3 protein-coding genes are annotated in these 18,618 nt (G+C 54.4%); 1 reads left to right on the forward strand and 2 read right to left on the reverse strand.

The genetic code is table 11. From position 1 onward, the window contains the following. Positions 1 to 18: 18 nt before the first annotated feature. Entirely contained in the window at positions 19 to 9,882 is a 9,864-nt protein-coding gene (locus QN222_RS22455) for a neuraminidase-like domain-containing protein (RefSeq protein ID WP_283962015.1), read from the reverse strand. Between the two features lie 122 nt (positions 9,883 to 10,004). Next, entirely contained in the window at positions 10,005 to 17,831 is a 7,827-nt protein-coding gene (locus QN222_RS22460) for a SpvB/TcaC N-terminal domain-containing protein (RefSeq protein WP_283962014.1), read from the reverse strand. Positions 17,832 to 18,456: 625 nt separating this feature from the next. Between QN222_RS22460 and QN222_RS22465 the strand changes: the two genes are divergently transcribed. Then, positions 18,457 to 18,618: transposase (locus tag QN222_RS22465; protein WP_283962064.1), on the forward strand; the 162-nt coding region annotated here is incomplete at its 3' end.

An 18,618-nucleotide genomic window follows, 5' to 3' on the forward strand; every position in this document is an offset into this window, starting at 1 on the left:
CATCGGCCAGTAGACGCTTCAGCTTGGCTCGTCCTCAAGAGCCTTCAGGTTTATACTTACAAGTAGACCAAGATTGTCAGGAGCCTCCTCTGCGGCGAACTTCCATTCTCCAAACACGACGTCTTGCCATTGGTTTTTGCTTTCCGGCGTATAGTCGTTCAAGTCAAACGTCGGCTGCAAGCTAGTTTCGGTCAAGCTAACAATTCGAACCCTGGCCGCCGCACTGGGTATTTCCCGCAATAAGTACGGAAGCCGATCCTCAAGCCCCTCGAGAGCTAATACGTGCTTTCCGTCGGCGTTCTTCAAAGCCTGGAAGCGATGCCATTGGCTGGGAAATTCATCCTCTAAATAGAAAAGGCGGTGAACTATCGGTTTGGGATCATTGATGGGGTACCCTAATTCGAAGTAATTGCTCACCGCTTTCCGACGATTCTCCTGCAACTTCTTTCCTCCCTGCCGTGCGGTATACTTCAAATGGACGATCACGTCCGTGATCGAGTCGAAGTCTAGCTGTCGATTATCCTCCTTAGGCAACTCCAGCATCCACGAACTCAGAACACCGGCGCCTTCGAAGGGTAAGTAGCGTTCGTCGCGGAAGTTCACCTCGAACATCCCGCTATCATTCTGTGCAGCGCTTGTCGCTATTGATTGAATATGGGCAAAATTGGTGAGGAGATTCGGCTCATCATCGTCAACCGATTGCATGGGCTTTATACGAATTCGGTTCTTGGTAAGGGTTAACGTACAGTTGACGCTCGCGTACGGCCCAGCGACGCACGGAATGCTTAAGCTTACGCTCTTGATCCTCCGGAAGTAGTGACCCGGATAGTCCATATCAAACAGCCAGTCGGGAAGCTCAACGCTGCAACGACCGGAGCGCTTCAAATCCAGAAACGCATCTGGATCGAGCCGAACGAGCGATATGTGCTTTGTGATCTCGAACTCACGGCAATTTCGCTCCAGGTAGTCGACCTCCATTCGCTTCAAGTCCAACATCAAACGCTCGCCGGCCAACAGCCCATTGCGAATACCGTTCCAACTGTCGGGACGCACGTAGGAATTGGCCGTAAATCCGTCACCCTTAGGCCCGAGTTCAAAATGGAATGCTCGTTCCACACGCAGGGCAAAACGATGCGCCATTTGCCAAGCTTGATAATAGCTGGCTGAGATCTCGCCGATCATCCAATTGTAAAGTTCCTGATTTGAGAACTTCCGATCGGTCATGTACGCGAGAATGTCTGCCGCTTGCTCCTGCTGCTTGTCGTGACTTCTCAGTTCACTCTTGAAGATCTCAATTCGAGTCTCAGCTGCGAGAATCTGCCGATCGACCTGTGAGAGTTCTTTTGCGGCCACGCGCTCCTGAAGTTTCCACTCATTCCAGCGGCGCTCGTAGCTCGCCTGGACACCCACCGCGGAGGCTGCGGAACGCTTTAGCGAGCCGGATTCCCCGACAAATTGCCCCATGGCGCTCGCAGCATTAGCTATATTGACGCCACCCCACGCGAGATCTGTCCCTGGCGCGCCTCCAAATCCCCATCCACCGATCGTAAAGTCCGGTAGCATATGCGCAACGCTTGCGGCAGTGTTGAAGACCAAAGCGGTCGTTTCTAGTCGCATTCCCTCTTCATTTAAATCGAGGGATCTCTGCTCGGCGCTGGTCATATATTCAATGCTTTGGTAAAAGCGATACCGCTCCTCAATCGCAGCTCTCGTCTGCTTCAGGCCGGCCAATGTCTGCAGCGCCTCCTCAATCTGTCTAACCTTGATGTCTCTAATGAGCTTCAGTAGACCGATCTCATGGCTCGATCGAAGCTGGGCCAAGGCTTCTGCATCTCTCTTCTCGATGGCTTGCAGCAACGAGTTCCCTAGATTGATGACCATCTGTACAAGATTAAATGCCTTTTCAATCATCACTTGGAATCGGTAGTGCGGTACCTCGCCCGCCCCTTGGGCCAAAACGTCACCAATGCTCAAGCCCGCGGCGAACGCCCGGACCAGCAGTGCCGGGTCTATCGGGGGAGCAAACAAAGCAAGCTGTCGCTCGACGCCTTCGATGTTCTGACAGTGCCTGATCTTATAGAGCCGATCATCGACGGTATCCCAGTATCCCATCAGCTTTTCATTTCGTGGGACACAGAAGTAAGGCGTCGCCAAAAGACAGCCGGCCGGCAGCGCAGGAATGCTCGGTCGACCAACATCAGGGATCGACAGTTGGCCGGGCAACGTGTTTTCTAACTCCACGAGGCTGCTGCGGTCATCCGCCAGCTCCCGGTACATGACCAGTTCGAGTTCACGGTAGGTCCTACTCGGGCGAGAACCCTTCGGCGCCTCGACCACTCGTGGTCTTGTGCCGAGCAGGCGCTCGGCCGTGATGTAGAGCTGCAGTGCCTCGTTGACGCTTTCCCTGGTGTCTTGCCTGAACAGGAAATCGCCCCATTGGATGACTGCATCCAGGTAGCGCATCACTGTGGTCTTTTGGAAGGCGACAGTTCTACCCCGAGCGACAAGATGCGGAACAAATGGGTTCCGCTGCCACTGAACAACAGCATCGTGCCAACGCTTCCAGGCTTCAGAATGATCATCGGGCTTGGCAAGGATCGCCAGAATCGTTTCAATGCGCTGTCCCACGTAGCTTTCGCTGTCTGATGGCTGATCAGTTCGAAGACGAAATGGCTTTGTCACCCAATAGCGTCCCGCCCCTTGTGCGGCTGACTGTTGCTCGACATCTTCACCATAAGTCCTCCGCGAATCAGGCACCCCAGTCGGGTTGAAAATGAAGTGATACCATCGCAGTGCGTCCTCGAACTTCTGATCGACCACTAGCTTGTGACCGACCATGGAAGGCAAGTGATAAAATACTTCCCAATTATAACTTGCATATCCATCGCCGACTTCAAACTGGAACTCTTTTGTCTCAGTTGGGTATGGTCGCAAAACAACAGAATCCGGTTTGTATAGCTGCACAAACTCGTCTCTCTTATTTCTCCACGATAGGGAGGACGAATTCATCAAGCGCTCAAATCCGCCTTCGGCGAGACACTGCTTCATAAAGCAGACGAAGGGGTGGTAGAAGGCGGTAAAGCTAACGCCGAAACATCCTCGCAATTGGCCCGTTAACTCGTTATACGCCAGCCGCCTTGCGTCGTCCTTCGGTAACTTGCTCCACATATGGACAAGATCTTCCCAAGTCTCTTCGGTTCTTTTCACCGCTGCCTCAATGTCTGAGGAAAGCATAGACAAATTTTTAGCTAGATCGCTTATTGTAATATTGTCACGAACATCTTTTGATTCGCGCAGCGTAGGTACTGCTACATATGCCCTTCGGCCGTCTTCGTAAAAAAATGGCAAAAAAACTCCGCTAGGTTGCCATTGACGCGGATCTTCTTTGAGTATCCGTAATATGCCCATTATCACGTTGTCGACAACTGTCGTCTGTTGCGCAGTCGTTACTTTAAATGTTCCAGGCGTAGTTCCAAGTACTGCAGTACGATGGAAGTGATTAGCAAGTAGTCCCTGGACAGAAAGACTGTCGTTGGAGTCGCTATACTGTTCACCCCACCGCTGTGACTCGAAAATGGTGTCCTCTATTCTTGGTACGGTAACTCCTGTTGCCGATGAGAATTTTGAGAGTTTCTTCGCAGCAACTACCTCCGGGTAACCTTTGCAGCCAGCGAGATTGAAGGCTCCCATCAGCAACGGCTCAGACTTTACATCTGGGTGGTCGAGCTTGTTGGCCGCGGTTGGCCTGATAAATCCGAAGGCGAGGATAAAAAAACCCTGATTGACGTTGTCGTCTGCCATCTTGGTCTGGGCCGCGTCCGTGTCCCGGATGACAAAGCGGCATCGCCTCCGCTCGGACATCATGCGTTCGGTGGTGGTGTCCACCATGCTTGTGCGGATCACGTCCTTTGACACGCGCTTTGGTTGCCAAGCGCCATTGCTGCGCTCGCTTAAGGCGAGTTGGATTGTCCATCCCCGTGGGGCGGTCGGTATCTGTCGCTTCCCTTGATTCCCCTGGCCGGCAGTCGGCACTTCAAGCTCCGCCGACTCATCAATGACATCTGTAAACACCGGCCAGGCGATGTTCAGCCTGCCATTTCGCACAAAAAGCAACAAATGATCTGTTGCAATATCGAGATCGATACTTTCCCATGGAGTCCAATCGCTCTCGGCAAGAAAACGGCGATAGAAGTAGGTAGCTGGATCCCCGCCCTTCGTGCGGGCGACAACGTGTAAAACGGGCCCCTCGACTCTTCCACTCTCCGCGAAGTCACTGTGTTGGTAGTGAATAGCCATGACTTCCATGAACGCGGCGTCGTCAAGCTTGTCCAAGTATGTTTGGGCTGCTAGCACTACATTGCTGTCTGTCACTTCCGCCTGCGCCAACGACTGTTCAAACCCTTTGAAGAATTGTGACTTGTCGTCTCTTAGTTCCGGTTCGATCCAATTTTCCGGGTAAAGAAAGATCTTTCTATTCGCCTCCCAAACGCGATAATTTCGCATCCAGCGCCATTCGTTCCATTCATTCCAGCTATTCGGGTCATCCGCACTTTCATTGGCACTAGGGTTGACGGACGGCTCTTGCCCCATCAGGCAGCGTTGGGCGAAAAGTTGGACAACTGCATGAGCCTGAACTATCCGCGATGTTGGCATGCAGGCGCACATCTGTGTATCGATCAGGAAGTGGTCATAGAGATCGTTTATTTTGTGAAAGCAACCGTGATTCGGGTCAGCAATTAGGTAAGCAACTAGCGCGTCGCGCCTTTGTTCGCGCAGTGGATCTTGAACCTGCTTGAGCGTCTCCAGCCAGGTCGTTGGATCGGATTGTTGTTTCAAACATTGTCTAAGGACCAACACCAAGTCGCGCGTAACCACATCGGCGACAAGGGCCGGAAGACTTGCAATCGGAAACTCGAGTTTTCTCACTACATTGCAGGCCTGCAATAGATATCTATACGTCGCTGCATCCTTGAATCCCGCGCGCGGAATTTCCAGCCATCCAGCAATCGCGACAACCTCAGTGTGCGGCAGGTCGAACAGATCGTCACAAATAGCAAGAATGTCGCGAATGGAATCCAAGCCGGTGGATGGATCGCCGGTCGCGTCGGACGGCGCGGGACTAAGTGCCAATTCAAGAGCGGTTGCTCCACCTAGTTTGACGTTTGGGTCGTTGGCAATTTCCGTGAGTGGGTATCGGATTAGGAAGTCGAGTCCTTCCAAAAGCATGACCCAACGGTGATATAAGTCGCCCAGTTCGGACGCATCAGCTGATTTTGTTAAGGGAACCTGATCGGGCGAAAACCAGCCAAGCCGCTGGAAGCGGTTCGGTGACCCATCCTCTGGCAACTCGCGCCAGAGCCCCCACAGCAAATGATCTGTTTGCACATTCAACTTTTGCATAAGGCCAAGGACTTTGTGAGTCAGACGAATGCCAATAAACAGTGGGCTCAGCAGGCTACGCCACTTTTCGACCGCCGCCATCTCGGGGGGCTCATCCCAGGTTGTGATCGGCGTATTCGCAACTACCGCTTCGCGGAATTTGCGTGGTTTCTCGTCTAGTGTATCGATGCAGCCCTGCGCAGCACAAAAGATGCCGTTCCACATTCCCTTGATTAGCTTCGCGGTTTCGACATCGTTTGAGATTGGACTTGTTGACCAACTCGCTGATGACAACGTCTCTATAATTGAGCCGCCCGCTGCTGGACGGTCGTCCTTGGGCATTCTGCACCAGCGCAGAATGGTCTCGATCTGCTCAATCGGCGCCTTGAGGTGCTGGCTGGTCAGCCGGAGGACCGCGAGATCCCGTTCCGCCTGGTCCAGGTAGTCAAGCAAGCAATCCAGAAAGAAAGATGTCCAAGCCAAGTACTCCGTGTGGTTGACTTTCTTTGGATCTTCCGACGTCTCCGTCCACGACCCGATTTCATTTACAGGCTTCCTGCTAGCATGCTCGGCAACACCTGCGATGGAGCCGAGAGGGGCTCCGGTTAGAAGCCCGGCGAATTCTTGCACCTCCTCGCTCGAAGAACGGTTCTGCAGCAGGTTCGCTAACCGTTGAACTTCTCCGGCAGTGAGCTCCGGAACCTGCGACAACGCTGATGTGAGTTTGGCTAAACACCCGGCCATTGCGTCATCTGTGATTTCTTTAGCAGCTCTCGCCTCGCGCACTGCTCGAAACGATGTTCGAATGTCGTTGAGCAGTTTCGAAATTGAAAGGTCCGAGATGATGCGCGTTCTTTCCTCCTCGACGTCCTGCACTTTGTGCAGAAGCCAGAAGCGAACATCAGCTACCGAGAGGTTCCATTTCTTCATCAAGTTGACGGCATCACGGACCCTCGCGGTGACACCAGGGGATGCAAGCGCATCCTTAATGTCGAGCATCGTCAGCAGAGTAACGAGCTCGCGCATCTTCAGTCCCAGTTTTTTTGTAAGCCGAAACCATGCCCAGACTCGTGACAGGTTGCGCAGGGACAATCTTACCGGCGACTGGCTGCCTGGTTCGTTACTGCAGAAATCCAACCACGCGTTTAGTTGGTCTGTGGGAACCCCGAGAGCTTTTGCTAGATGTTCCTTGTGATCCCTCAATAGCGGGCAGTCGTCCTGATCGGCATCGATCGACTCACCGACAATGACCTCCGGTCCTTTGCGAACGGGTGGACACAAATTCTCGACCTTGAAGGGTTCATATGGGTACCCGTTGTCGTCTTTCTGCAGAAATATTCGGCCGTAATCGCTATGGCCGCCAAAAGTAGAAACGTCAGCAAACCAAGTTGCCAGCGCCTGAACGTCCATGTCCCATCGACTGGCGAGGCAGACGAGGTCCGCAAGTGCTGCAATGCACGTCTTATTGAGCTTTCCGTGTCCGATGGCAGGTGACATGATCAACCGATCCAGAAGATTGATCGGCCATCCAACCTTCTTCTGCAACCTTAACAAACGGTTGATCCGATCAAGCGCCTCTTCGTCCAGACCTCGAATGTGCATCTTGTTAGTGTCGCACTGAGTCGCGGGATTGTCGGGCTCGTCAGAGACGACAATGAGCGTGTTGCCCGATGGATTGATAAATGCCCCACCGAGCAACTCGTCAAACTCGCTCGTGCCAACCGGCTCCGTCTTGAGCTCTGTTTTGTCCAGGAAGCGGCGCAACTCACTCATCTTCACGACGACGTCCCACTGCGCTTCCGCCCAGTATTCGTGTTGGCGCCTTGGATCGGGGGTGACGATTATATCGCGCTCAACCGCGGTGAGCCCGAGCATCTCAGCTGACACTATCCCGGTGAATGACGTCGACGGTTCGATGTGATCTCGCCACGTGGCAAGATCGCGGATCACCTCCGCGCGATCGAGATCCATTTTCGCCAAGTACGACAAAGCTTCCGCACGGTTTCCATCGTATGGAAGGGCCAGATTAAGATGGCTGGACCTCAATACCCTCGCCGCAGCTTGGTTGACAAACTCAGGAGCGGCGCCGATTTCTTCCTCTGATCCATAGGTCTGGCGAAGTTCTCGCACCAGCCAAATTGGGCATTTAGCCTCCTCACCTTGATGTTCAAAGAGAAGAAGTGTCCGATCATCACGTACAAGTCGGTTACCAAGCGAATCGGCCGTGACCTCTGCCTTCGCCGTAACCGCAAGAAAACCATTATCCTGTAAGGCGGTGAGTGCGATTTCCGGTATGGGCCCCGGCTCGAGTTTCAGGCGCAATTTCAAAGGAGTCTCGGCGACAAAATCCTCCAGCAGTTCGTTCACCAGATCGATGTAGGGTACTGGAGTCATCGCATTCGCACAGTTGAGGTCGAGATACGCGATGTCGGGCCGTCGGCTAATCAGTATATCAAAAACCGTCTTAGCCTCTTTAGGGCCGGCGAGGCAGGGGCGGTAAGATCGCGCGTCTTCCCTGTTTTGATCTCCGCCGTCTACGTCAATGCAATCCAGCCGTTTGAAGAACTGCAGGACGTCGACGAGGTAGGAAGCAGGCCCATATATGGATTGACAGTCATCACAGGCACACGCATCAAGAGATCCAAAGAGCGATTCCCACGACGGCAGATTCTCGTCTCGGCCCTTGAGAAATGCCGTCGCTATCCGGTTTCGGTCGTGGGGCGAGCAAAGCGCATCTACATATTGTGCCGTCGCAAGCGCACGCGCCTCGCTGAAGATGTGTGCCGTGATTTCAGCCCGTGCTGCCGCTCGCTGGTACAACGTGGCAGCCTTGCGTCCTAACAAGCCCGATTCCTTGCCTTCGCCTCCCAATGCCCTGACGTACGCCTTTGTAAACCGACCCCTCCCCAGCATGCGGATCTTCCAAGCACCGTCCAGATTTGCATCTGCCTCTGGAACATGGCCGAGCAAGAACGCGATCTCTTTATGCTCCTGCGTCAGGCTTGAAACTCGACCAATGGCGCGAAGCTTAGAAGCTTCCGCGCTGTCAAGGCCAATATCCTTGATAAGACGATCAATGCTCGTTCGGGTGGCGCTAGCCTGGAAATGCCTTGGCCCGCTTTTAAGTTTCTGCGATTGCACGACTTTGAGTGATAGATCCGCGTATGACTGCGGCAACTTGTCAGTCTGCGCCAGCAGGGCGAAATCAATTTGACTCGAAACGTGTACGCCACGCTCTGCGCAATAGCAGTCAAAATCTAGTCGAACATGAAAAGGTATTGACGGTACATATTCCTCCTTCACGTCATAGAAATAATCCCGAAGGTTCACTAGTCTTTCTTTATAAAGGCCGTTAAGCGCACTGTAATTTTCATTTAGGTACGGAGGTGAGTCTCCGAATCCAGGCTCTATTATCCTTGAGTCAATCGCCGACTTTATAACTTCAAAAAGTGCCACTTCATCAGATGGACCGCTTTTAGGCGGAACATCCGAATAAAACGCTATCTGAGCTAGGTATTTGTCGACAAAGGATCTATCTGGAAAAATATTCAGCTGTGCCCGCGGTCGTATCTTCCGCCCTTGGTCCTTTATCTGTTCGACATCCTGCCCCAATTGAGCGTACAGCAGCGCCTCGAGACGAAGTATGCCGTAGACGAACTGAGCATCAAAGATCTCGCCGTTAAGCGCATCTTTGGCCAACCAGTGGGCGACGACGAAGTACTCAAGCTGTTGCTCCGTCAACAAAGGGAAAGACGACTGAGGATTCTGCTTTATAATAATCTTGATATCAGCTGGGGTTATCCTGTCAGGATGCTCCCACAAGCTGTTGTCAAGCTTTGCCACCTGGATTCGCGCCTTGACCTCTTTACGAACCTCAGGAAACTCCACGATCGGGACCTTGGCTGTATCAACACCAAGAGAAGTTTCCTGCTCTGAACCAAACTGCGCCCATTGAACGCGCGGCCGAGTAACATCGATGTCATGAGCGTAGACACGGGCGTCCCTCACGAACGCGTATAAGAATACAGTTGAACCTGAATATTCTCCGTCTGTATAGAGATCGAATTTGCCATCGATTCTACTACTGGCCACGCTCACGTCGACATCTGCTGCGCCTGCTTCTTCGAGCCTAGCGACAACTTTGATGCCGATCAGAGACGAAGGCGTGAACTTATCTTGTTGAAATGACCCTATCTGGCCGGATATCTTTGAAATCTGCCGCTCTGCGTGCAGTACGACGTTGATCTCATTTGCCGTCGTTTTATCCAGAGTGGTGCTTTTCTGCAGATTCTTATTTTGTTGAAACTGAAAAATGAGATCCTTAGTAACCCTGCCGTAGCGTTCTGCCGCAACTTCGGCTTTGAAGTCGGTCGCATCTTGCCCTTTGGGCCGTCTCATCAGCCCGCCGCCATTGGCCAACAGGAACTTCAGCGCTTCATGCAGTCTTGAGACGTGTTCTTTTTCCGCGGTACTGGGAGTGAAAATTGGCAGAACGACTTTCATAACGCCTCTCCTTCATGGCGACGCATTACGCTTGAACGATTTTCTGTTATACTAACGAAATATCCGTATGAACCTTGGGATTATTATATGATTCCCAGGTTTGTCTCGCTCATTGGCTGACCTCATCGATTGCCCCAATCAACAGGATCTATTTTTAGCTTTTCGACAGGTTGGAGGCGCGCATGTTGGCTAGGAGAGAGAGTGCCAGCCGTCCTTGCTGGCTCACGGCCCACCAACCTGCCGGCCACATATCGGTGATTACCATCAACTATAGCATTGCCGGACACCTTAATTGGGGGGGCAATTTCTCCCGCCTCCAACCGACGTACGTAGCGTTCGACAGCCGGCCTTGAAATGCTGATTTGTGCGGTTTCGAGCTCAGAGCCTTTCAGCGCAGCGGATATCGCTTCGTCAGTCACGGCGACTGGGCCCTTTGTGTCGCGTGACGTGAAAAGGATTGCACGTTGGCGAACTGACGTCGCCATGACGGCTCCTCCCGCTCCAAATGCCAATCCTGTGCCCGATGCGGCCGCGATGTCATTTACGTTTAGATTGCGCCAGCTTTCTGCCTCCCCGCTTGCGAGCTGACGAGTGCCTTCTTGAATCGCACCTCCGGCGGCACCCGCTGCACCGCCCCGAACTGCACTCACAGCCAATTCTCGCGGGAGGCCCCCGCTAGCCGCAGCGATGCTGGACGCCCTGACCGCCTGAGCGACATTGCTTCCGGTGCGAATTGCCTGTGCGGTCGCCCGGGCAGCAGCGACTCCTGGGATCAGGCTCAAGAGACCGCCAGCAGCTGCACCACCCGCGGCTGCTGCCTTAATCCGTGCGGTATCGAACTCCGCCCCCTCGTTCCTTGTCAGCGCCTGCGCGGTGAAGTCAGCTGCAACACCGCTCGCACCTCCCGAAATCGCGCCGACGGCGGCTGTGCCGACGAGAGCCGTTGCCACGGCGCCTGTGGTGCCAACGGCTCCGGCAGCGGATGCTGCCGCTGCGACTGCAACCGTCCCGACCCCCGCAGTGAGGACAGTCACTGCAACCGCGACCGCTACGACAGCACCAACCACTGCCGCATCTTTCGAGGTCCATCGCCCAGTGGGATCTGTCCCGGTGACTGGGTTGTTTTGTACGAATTGATAGACGTTTAAGTGATCGCCGATACCCTCGGGATCCGCCGATACCCACCGTCCCAGCCAAGTCGCCAGATACCGCGCCGAATGGTAGTTGAGGCCACTTTCCTCGTCCCGTTCCTTTCCGGCGAAGCGGTAGCGCTTTGCAGCAGCCTTTATCTTCGCATTGGTCGCTTGATAGGCCGTCGTCCCGTAAGGATGAAATTCCTCGTAGGAGATGATCGGTGCCGCCTTGTCGTACTGGACTTCGAGGCATGCGGAGCCCAGGTGATTTGGAAGTTGGCTGCGGATGAGCTGTTTCGCAGTGCCGTCGTCCCCCTTGGTCCGCGTCTCGAACAGAGCGAAGCGACGATTGTCGTCCAGAACATGGAGGGAGAGCCGTTCCAGCTCGATGTCTTGGCCATTGGACTGGTAGGCTCTGTACGTCTCGGCCAATCCAGTATAGAACCGCTCTGCGATCCGACGACCGTTTCGTTCGGTGATCTTTCGGACTCGCTCGCCAGCAGAATCGTAGACATAGTAAGTAGCCTCACCTTGTGATAGCGGCCGATCCGCAGCACAGCGAATCAGCTGTCGGCTGGTGAAGCACAACTGATCGCGGAAGTCCGTTTCCATCTGCGGCAGATGTGGCATGGAAATCATGCTGCCGTGGCTGTCGTAATCATAACGCATTGTCGTGCCGCCTATGGCGACACTGAGCAAACGGTTTGATTTCTTCTCGCGCGACCCGGCGACCCCTTCATAGCCATAGACACGTCGCCACGACCCTTGCTGCCCGGCTTGATGCATCATCTCCTCGATATTGCCGACTGGGTCATAGACAAAACGTTGCAAATAATTGCGCATAGCTTGACCGTCGTTTGGATTCGGAAAGGCAGCGAACGTGCAGTTTCCGTCAAAGATGCCGGCGCGGTGGGTGTCCCAAGCGTTCGGTGGGAGGTTTTGGCCGATATGTTCTCGCCCCGTGGCGGAGACCAGCCGATACAGCGCGTCACAAATGTACTCCGCCTCTGGCTTGACCGCTTGTTGCTTGAAGAAAAGAGTCTCCTGTGCGCTATCCGCGATCGCAGTGACATTTCCGACCGGATCGTATGTGTAGTCCAGGGCTTGGTACTTTTGCTCGGTCCTGCCCTTGCCTTTATTGACCGTGGTGAGGCTGAGGAGTCGAAACGTCTTGTCGTCATATGTGAAGGTAGTTTGCAGGCCGTACCCACGCTCGTTATTGCCGTATTGCACGATGCGTTGCTGGCCACGCGGGTTGTAGTCGACGCCGCGGACAATCCAGAACGACTCCCGCTCCATCGAAGATCTGCTCCAGCCGACAAGGAAAAGCGGGGCCTTTGGCGTCTCGAGGCGAACGGTGGTTGCAAATAACTGCCCTGCGAGATTGTAAAGCCTGAAGGTCTCGCTGCCTTGTCCGTCCGGCGTGACGATCCGGATAGCGCGATTCTGGGCATCCCAATCGGTAGTGGAGTCGAATTCCTCCGGCTCAACATCGGGATTGGAAGACCAATCCGGGGGGGATTTGTAGTCTCGGCAGAACCGACGCTTCGACGATAGCAGATTGCCCTTGGCGTCATACTCCCCAAAGGTCACGACGCCGGCGGTGTCGAAATGCTTCCAAACCCGTCCGCGAAGGTTGCGGTCGGATGGTGCGCGCGCGTCCTCTCCGTAAGCGAACCGTTGGAAGCAAATCTCATCCTGTTGCGCGTCGGCCGAGTGTCCATGCGGCTTGATCATCCAGGTTTCCAGGGGCCGTCGCAATTCGTCGTAAATGTGGGTGAAGAAATGGTCCCTCTCATCCCAGCGGAACATCGGCTGGCTGGCTGCATCCGGCAACATCCAGCGGCGACCGCTGTCCATGCTCGTCTCCCGCAACGGACGGCGCAGCAGGTCGTACTCCCAGGCCATGACCGTCCGATCCAGCGGATCGATGACGGCCCGACGATTACTTTCAATATCAAGAAGAGTCCGCGTACGCGCGAACTCCTCCCTCAATTTGTTCGATCGATAATCGACGAATCGATTGTGCGTAACGACGACGAATTCGCGTCCCTGCGGATCAAAATGGGTGATAATCGGCGTGCCAGCGTGATCGGCCGCTTTTTGGGCTGCCGCCGCTTCCTTCTGTCGCCGCCATTTCGCCGCGTCGGTTGTTCCCGGGAACAGCTTTTCAAGTTCGCTGGCGGTCGTGCGCAGCTTGTTCCACGTCGGCGAAGCACCCTCGATCAGTGGCCACTCCTCCACGCGCAGCCGCTCGAAGAACGTGCAGACGTCGGGATCCTCCAGTGGTTCGATCAAGGTTGTGTCGTTGCGGTCCCACGCGACCTGTTTCCATGGATCGAAGACGACCTTCTCCCAGCTGTGATCGGGATGCAGCGTAGCGACTGCCCGGCCAATCGGATCGTAAAAGAGTATCGGGCTGACCCCCTCGCGGCTGCGGAACTCGAACGCATGGGCAGCAGGTTGGCCTACTTCGTCCACCCGGAAGAAGGGCTCATACTGGCGAACAGGCTGTCCCTTGTTGTTGAAGATTGTCCAGCCGCTACCCAACCATCGTGGCGGCATCACCGATGATGGATTTTGATCTTCAATTCTCGGACTGGTTCGGAGCTTTCGCTGAATCTCCCGGCCGAAACCGTCAGAATAGCTGATCCTACAATGGATGTGGTCGGATAGATCGAAGTTTTCAAGTCCGGCAATATGCTGGGCCGCCCCATCGTCAGCAAACGGAAGAGTGACGTGGAACTGGCGCTCCAAAGCCGCCGAGAACGCTGGCGAAGTAGCTTTGTCCGCGTTCACCGCACGGTAGTATCGCATGATGTCGTAGACGAACCGGCTCGTCGCTCGTGCAAGGAGGTAGGGTCCGCTGGCGATCGGGTCCGCAAGAAACCTCTCAATTTCCGAACTGCTCGGGTCAGTCCTGATGCCTTCCAGCGTGTCACCGAATTCGCCAACAGGCGTTTTCCCGAGCACGGCGGTTGCAACGACGAAGCCGCGTATGTCAAATGCTGCGGCTGTATGGTTGCCATTTGGATCCGTTAACAGTCGGGGTTGCAGCAGCCTGTATTCATATTTTGCCGTGGTCGTGTTGTTAGCGGAGTCGGTAAGTTCGGCAATCCGCAGAATAGCGTCATCATAGGCGACTCGCGTTGCATTGCCGAACGCATCCACGAACCGGTGCGGAAGGAAGAAGTGCTTGCGGGCAAAAGCAAGCTCGGTCGCCGCCCCCTGAGGTACCCCAGAAGCATCCGGTGCAAGAAAAGTCCGTCCGGACGAGACCCAGTAACAACCGTCGCCATCTGGCTCGGCATAGCCCGCACGAGGCGCGCGCAGGCTGGCATTCAGTTGATCGGGCTCGGACTTTCGCTCAAACAGGCCTAATAGGCTTGGAGTAATTGCCAACTTTAGCGCCTCGCCGGAAAGCGCGAGCGACTCGAGCCTGCCTAAAGGAAGTAATAGTCTTAGATCATTCGCCCGATAGAGGGTTCGACCGTGCTCGATCAGCCTGCGCTCTCTTCGTGTGTAGCCAGCCGTTTCCCCGTAGTTGAGCTCAGGAATCGCATTCCACGCAGCCACCGCATCTCGAAGCGTATCAAAATCGACCCACTTTGCGCGTTCCCACGCCGGGTCGGTCATTTCGTATGTCCGTACCTCCGCCGGTAGTGGCAAGCGCCACGAGTTCGGGAACTCGTCAATGGAATTGGTATAGCTTGTTAGAGTGAAAGTGATCAAGGAGCGGCCTTGGACAATCTCCTCATCCTCGGTGAGACGCTGATTGTTTTCTTCGTACGAACGAGTTGAATCAGCTTGGCGGCGGCCGTAGGCGATCACCGCCGACTGTTCTACGTTGCCGAAGTCGTCGACCTTGAGCGTCAGCTCATGCGAGACTCGCGGATCGGCCTTTTCTAATCGCTCATACCGGGCGTGAATTTTCTCGCGCGGATGGACCAGAAACACCGCATGACGGTTTCTGTCCCTGGGCTGAACTATCACAACCGTGAAGTTTTGCTCGGTAACCTCGTATGGACGAGACGCCCTTGCTATTGTTGACGATGGTGAATTTTCATCAGCGTCGAGCGCAAAAACCTCTTGCCTCAGCATCCGACCGCGAAGAGCACGGCCTGCTTCGCGCTCCTCGTCTATACTGAGACCGCCTGGCAACACTGTATCTGGTATATCAATGGCATCCGGATCGCCCGACCAATATTCGCGCTTGAACGCATCGCGGACCGATGCATTCGGGAACCAAGCGCCGTGGTGAAACCAACTTTTCGTTAATTTCGGTGGTACGTACGAATCTGATCGCCAGTTGTCAGCTCCGGTTGTCGACGCTGATATCGCATCAATTTCTTCCGTATCCCATTGTTCAACCAGGCCGAATCCGCGAAATTCTCGTTCGACGCCATCGAAGAAGCCGTGGTGATAGGCGTAACGAGAAATGAAGCGATTGCGACCTATAATATCCTTCGTCTCGACCTTTTCGACAACATGAACCGGGAATGGAAGTCTGGTGACCCATGGGCGTCCCTCAGCAAGGTCTTTCAGATAGAACTCGGTCGAACTGCGATATGATAGATGGGTTTCCGCTCCTAGATTATTTCGTATCGATGTAAGGAGATGCGGCTTAACGCCCCCGGTTAGGTCAACCACATAGAACTGACTGCCGACATCGGCGGGTGAAGGGGAGGACCAAACGAGGCAGCCGGTCCCACGTCCGAAGAAATCCGTTGTCGTGACACCGGCCAACGAATGCGGAATTCGGAAGGGAATGGGTTGGCTTCGCGACCATCCGTTGCCGGATTGGTTTGCCCAAAAGACGGCCTCCTCGCGCCCGAGGTACACAATATCCGCAACACCTGATCCGTCGACATCGACGAGGCGGATTCGCTTAGGGTCGAACTGGCCAATAATATCGAACGCCGGCGCGTTGTCCATGACCACACGCGCACCAAACCTGCCGTAGCCCAGATTGGGCCAGTAGCAGATGTCACCGTTCCGAATGCGTACGATGTCAGTCAGACCGTCTCCCGACATATCGGCTAAGAAGAAAGTTTGAATGACTTCACTGAATACGCATCGCGGGCCTCGTCTTTCATCTAGTAGTTTTGCCACGCGGTGTATGGCGCCAAAACCGTCCTCACCGAGGCCTTGCTGCCATAACAAGCAATCGTCCTCCGTAAGAAGGAGTTCGGTCCGACCATCGCCGTCGAGGTCAATTAACCGGACGTTGGGATCGTCAAGAGAAAAGGCAGGTCGCTGCGGCAGTGCTTTCGGGGACCGCCACCCCCTGTCGTCACTCCGTTCGTACATTAATGTGGCGTGGGGCGAGTATTCGATCACGTCCAACAAACCGTCGCCTGCAAGGTCAACAAGCTGTGCACCTGCCACCGCGGCGGGCCGCAACCTTAACGGCTGCTGCTGGGGGAATGTGCCACCAGACGGAGGAGAATTCGGCGGATGACCCGGATCGGTCGCCGAATCGGCCCAGCGATTTGGTGAGTACCACCATTCCTCCTGACGACGAGAGAGAACGCCCTGAATACCTTCCCCGTCGAGGTCGACCCATTCGAAGCGTGAGCCGTCGACGCCCTCAGGGAGCGATGGCGCGTCTGTGCGAGAAACTCTTTTCAAGCTCATTGCCCCGGGTGTGGAGTAGGCGAACTCGAGGGGTGGCCACTCAGCAGTCTTGTATCGTCCTGCGGATGAAGATTGGTCTTCCGATTTACAGAAGTGAATCTGCTGAATGGATTTGAGCTTAGTCAGGATCGGCGAGCCGATCGGCCCTTCACCGAGCTCCCCGGTAGACATTCCAGTCTCGTATACGAGGAAAAGACCATGTGTAATGCCGGTATAGCCAGGCTCCACGCCCTCCCGCTCAATGGATATATTTGTCACGAAAAGGATACGCCGACACAATCGCCAGGTGCGAACTTCGAAGCCGGCCCGATAAGTTGAAAACGGATCCGATCGCACGGACCAGCTGCGATTTTCCAGTGCCGGGTCTGCCGGATTTTCTCGGGCAGTGTAGTCATAGAAGATTTGGAACTGCCATTGGTCCTTGTTTGGCAGGATTAGAGATTCAACGGACCGCCAATAGTTGAGTTCTCTATCGGCGAAAAACGGTCTTAGGTTTCCGTAAAGAACGGATTCCAGATATGAGCCGGAAACCAGAGAAGTTCCATCCTTTTCAATTCGGTGAGATTCGGATATTCGAGTGGGGTCAACACCCTCAGCGTTTTCGGATTTGTAGCGATAGACCACCGCGTTTCCTTTATCATCGAAGGAACATTCGAGCAGCCATTGAAAGACGCGGGAGGGGGCGACCGGATCAGCTAGGCGCGCGATTTTCGAGTACCCAAAAACATGAGTGAGGTTGTCGCGAGAAATCACTCTCCAATGGTTCCGTTCGGGAAGTTCTGGGTGGAACCACCATTCGACAAGGGCGAACCCGCTCTCTACACGCGGGCGGAATCGGCGGACTTCATATCCGTCTCGACGTTGGACGTTGACGGGTAGCGCCGGCACCAAGTCCTCTGCACCGGAAAAAATGAAAACATCACTTGGTTCAGGATCGTCGTATTTCGGCAATCCTTTATCTGTCTTTCGGGAAATCGATGGCAAGGTCAAATGCCAACCCGCTCCGAAGGAGCCGTTGCCTGAACCAGAATCATATGTCAGTTCAAGACGTGGACCGATGTCACCCCTGGCCTGTATGATCGGCAGAGGGATAGACAGAGTTCCAGTTCCGGTTTGATTATTAAATGAAAACTTCTCCCCAATTCCCTTCAACGCCCCGCCACCTGATGGCAGGTTCAATGAGGGTCTCGATGGTTGGCTCTCCCGCTGTGATGCCAATGCCCCCTCCCCGGCAACTCCACCCTCACCTCGTTATTTGGGAGGGCGAACCTACAGGACCGATGCAATCTGTTATGCTGAGTAGTCGATGAGTTGTTCTAGCAATTATCTTGTGGGGATGTCCTTAGTCCGCAAGCCGAACAAAAGGATAAATATTGCCCGATCTTGCTCGCGGCTTCGCCTCATTTACTAAGACGAACTTCCATTTATTCTCAGATAATCTGATCGGAAACTAATATAAACACTTCAGTTTGTAAATACCTAAAACTGCATTTGCTTGCATAAGATACCAATACTTGCACAACTCTTGATTTTTAAGTATCTGAAATGACTAGACTTGTGACTTCATAAAAGATCAGTGCACGTGCAATTGTGGCGCGATCTGTGTGCAAATCAAGGGCGTCATACGAGATAAAAATGCCACGGCGCAGCACCGGCGGTCATACCCAGGCATAGAGGTGCGGTAGTGCTTGGGAGGTACACCCGTGCGAGACGGAACGTGGGCTAGGGCCGATCGACATTCAGGATTCCCAAATCAGTTGATGACTGATTCATAGGTCCCCGTGTTCAGCACGGGGACGCGATGATGGCGGTGAAACGATACGAACTGAATGAGGTGCAATGGTCGAGGATCGCGCCCTTGCTCCCTGGGAAGGCCGGCGATCCGGGCCGGACGGGTAGCGACAATCGATCGTTCGTGAACGGGTGTTTGTGGGTTCTGCGTTCAGGTGCGCACTGGCGCGACCTT

The organism is Sinorhizobium sp. 6-70, assembly GCF_030124375.1.
Lineage (GTDB): Bacteria > Pseudomonadota > Alphaproteobacteria > Rhizobiales > Rhizobiaceae > Sinorhizobium.

What these genes read in the sequence shown, in the direction of transcription:
- QN222_RS22455 (WP_283962015.1), bottom strand. Translation starts at nt 9,882, where the DNA reads ATGAAAGTCGTTCTGCCAATTTTCACTCCCAGTACCGCGGAAAAAGAA.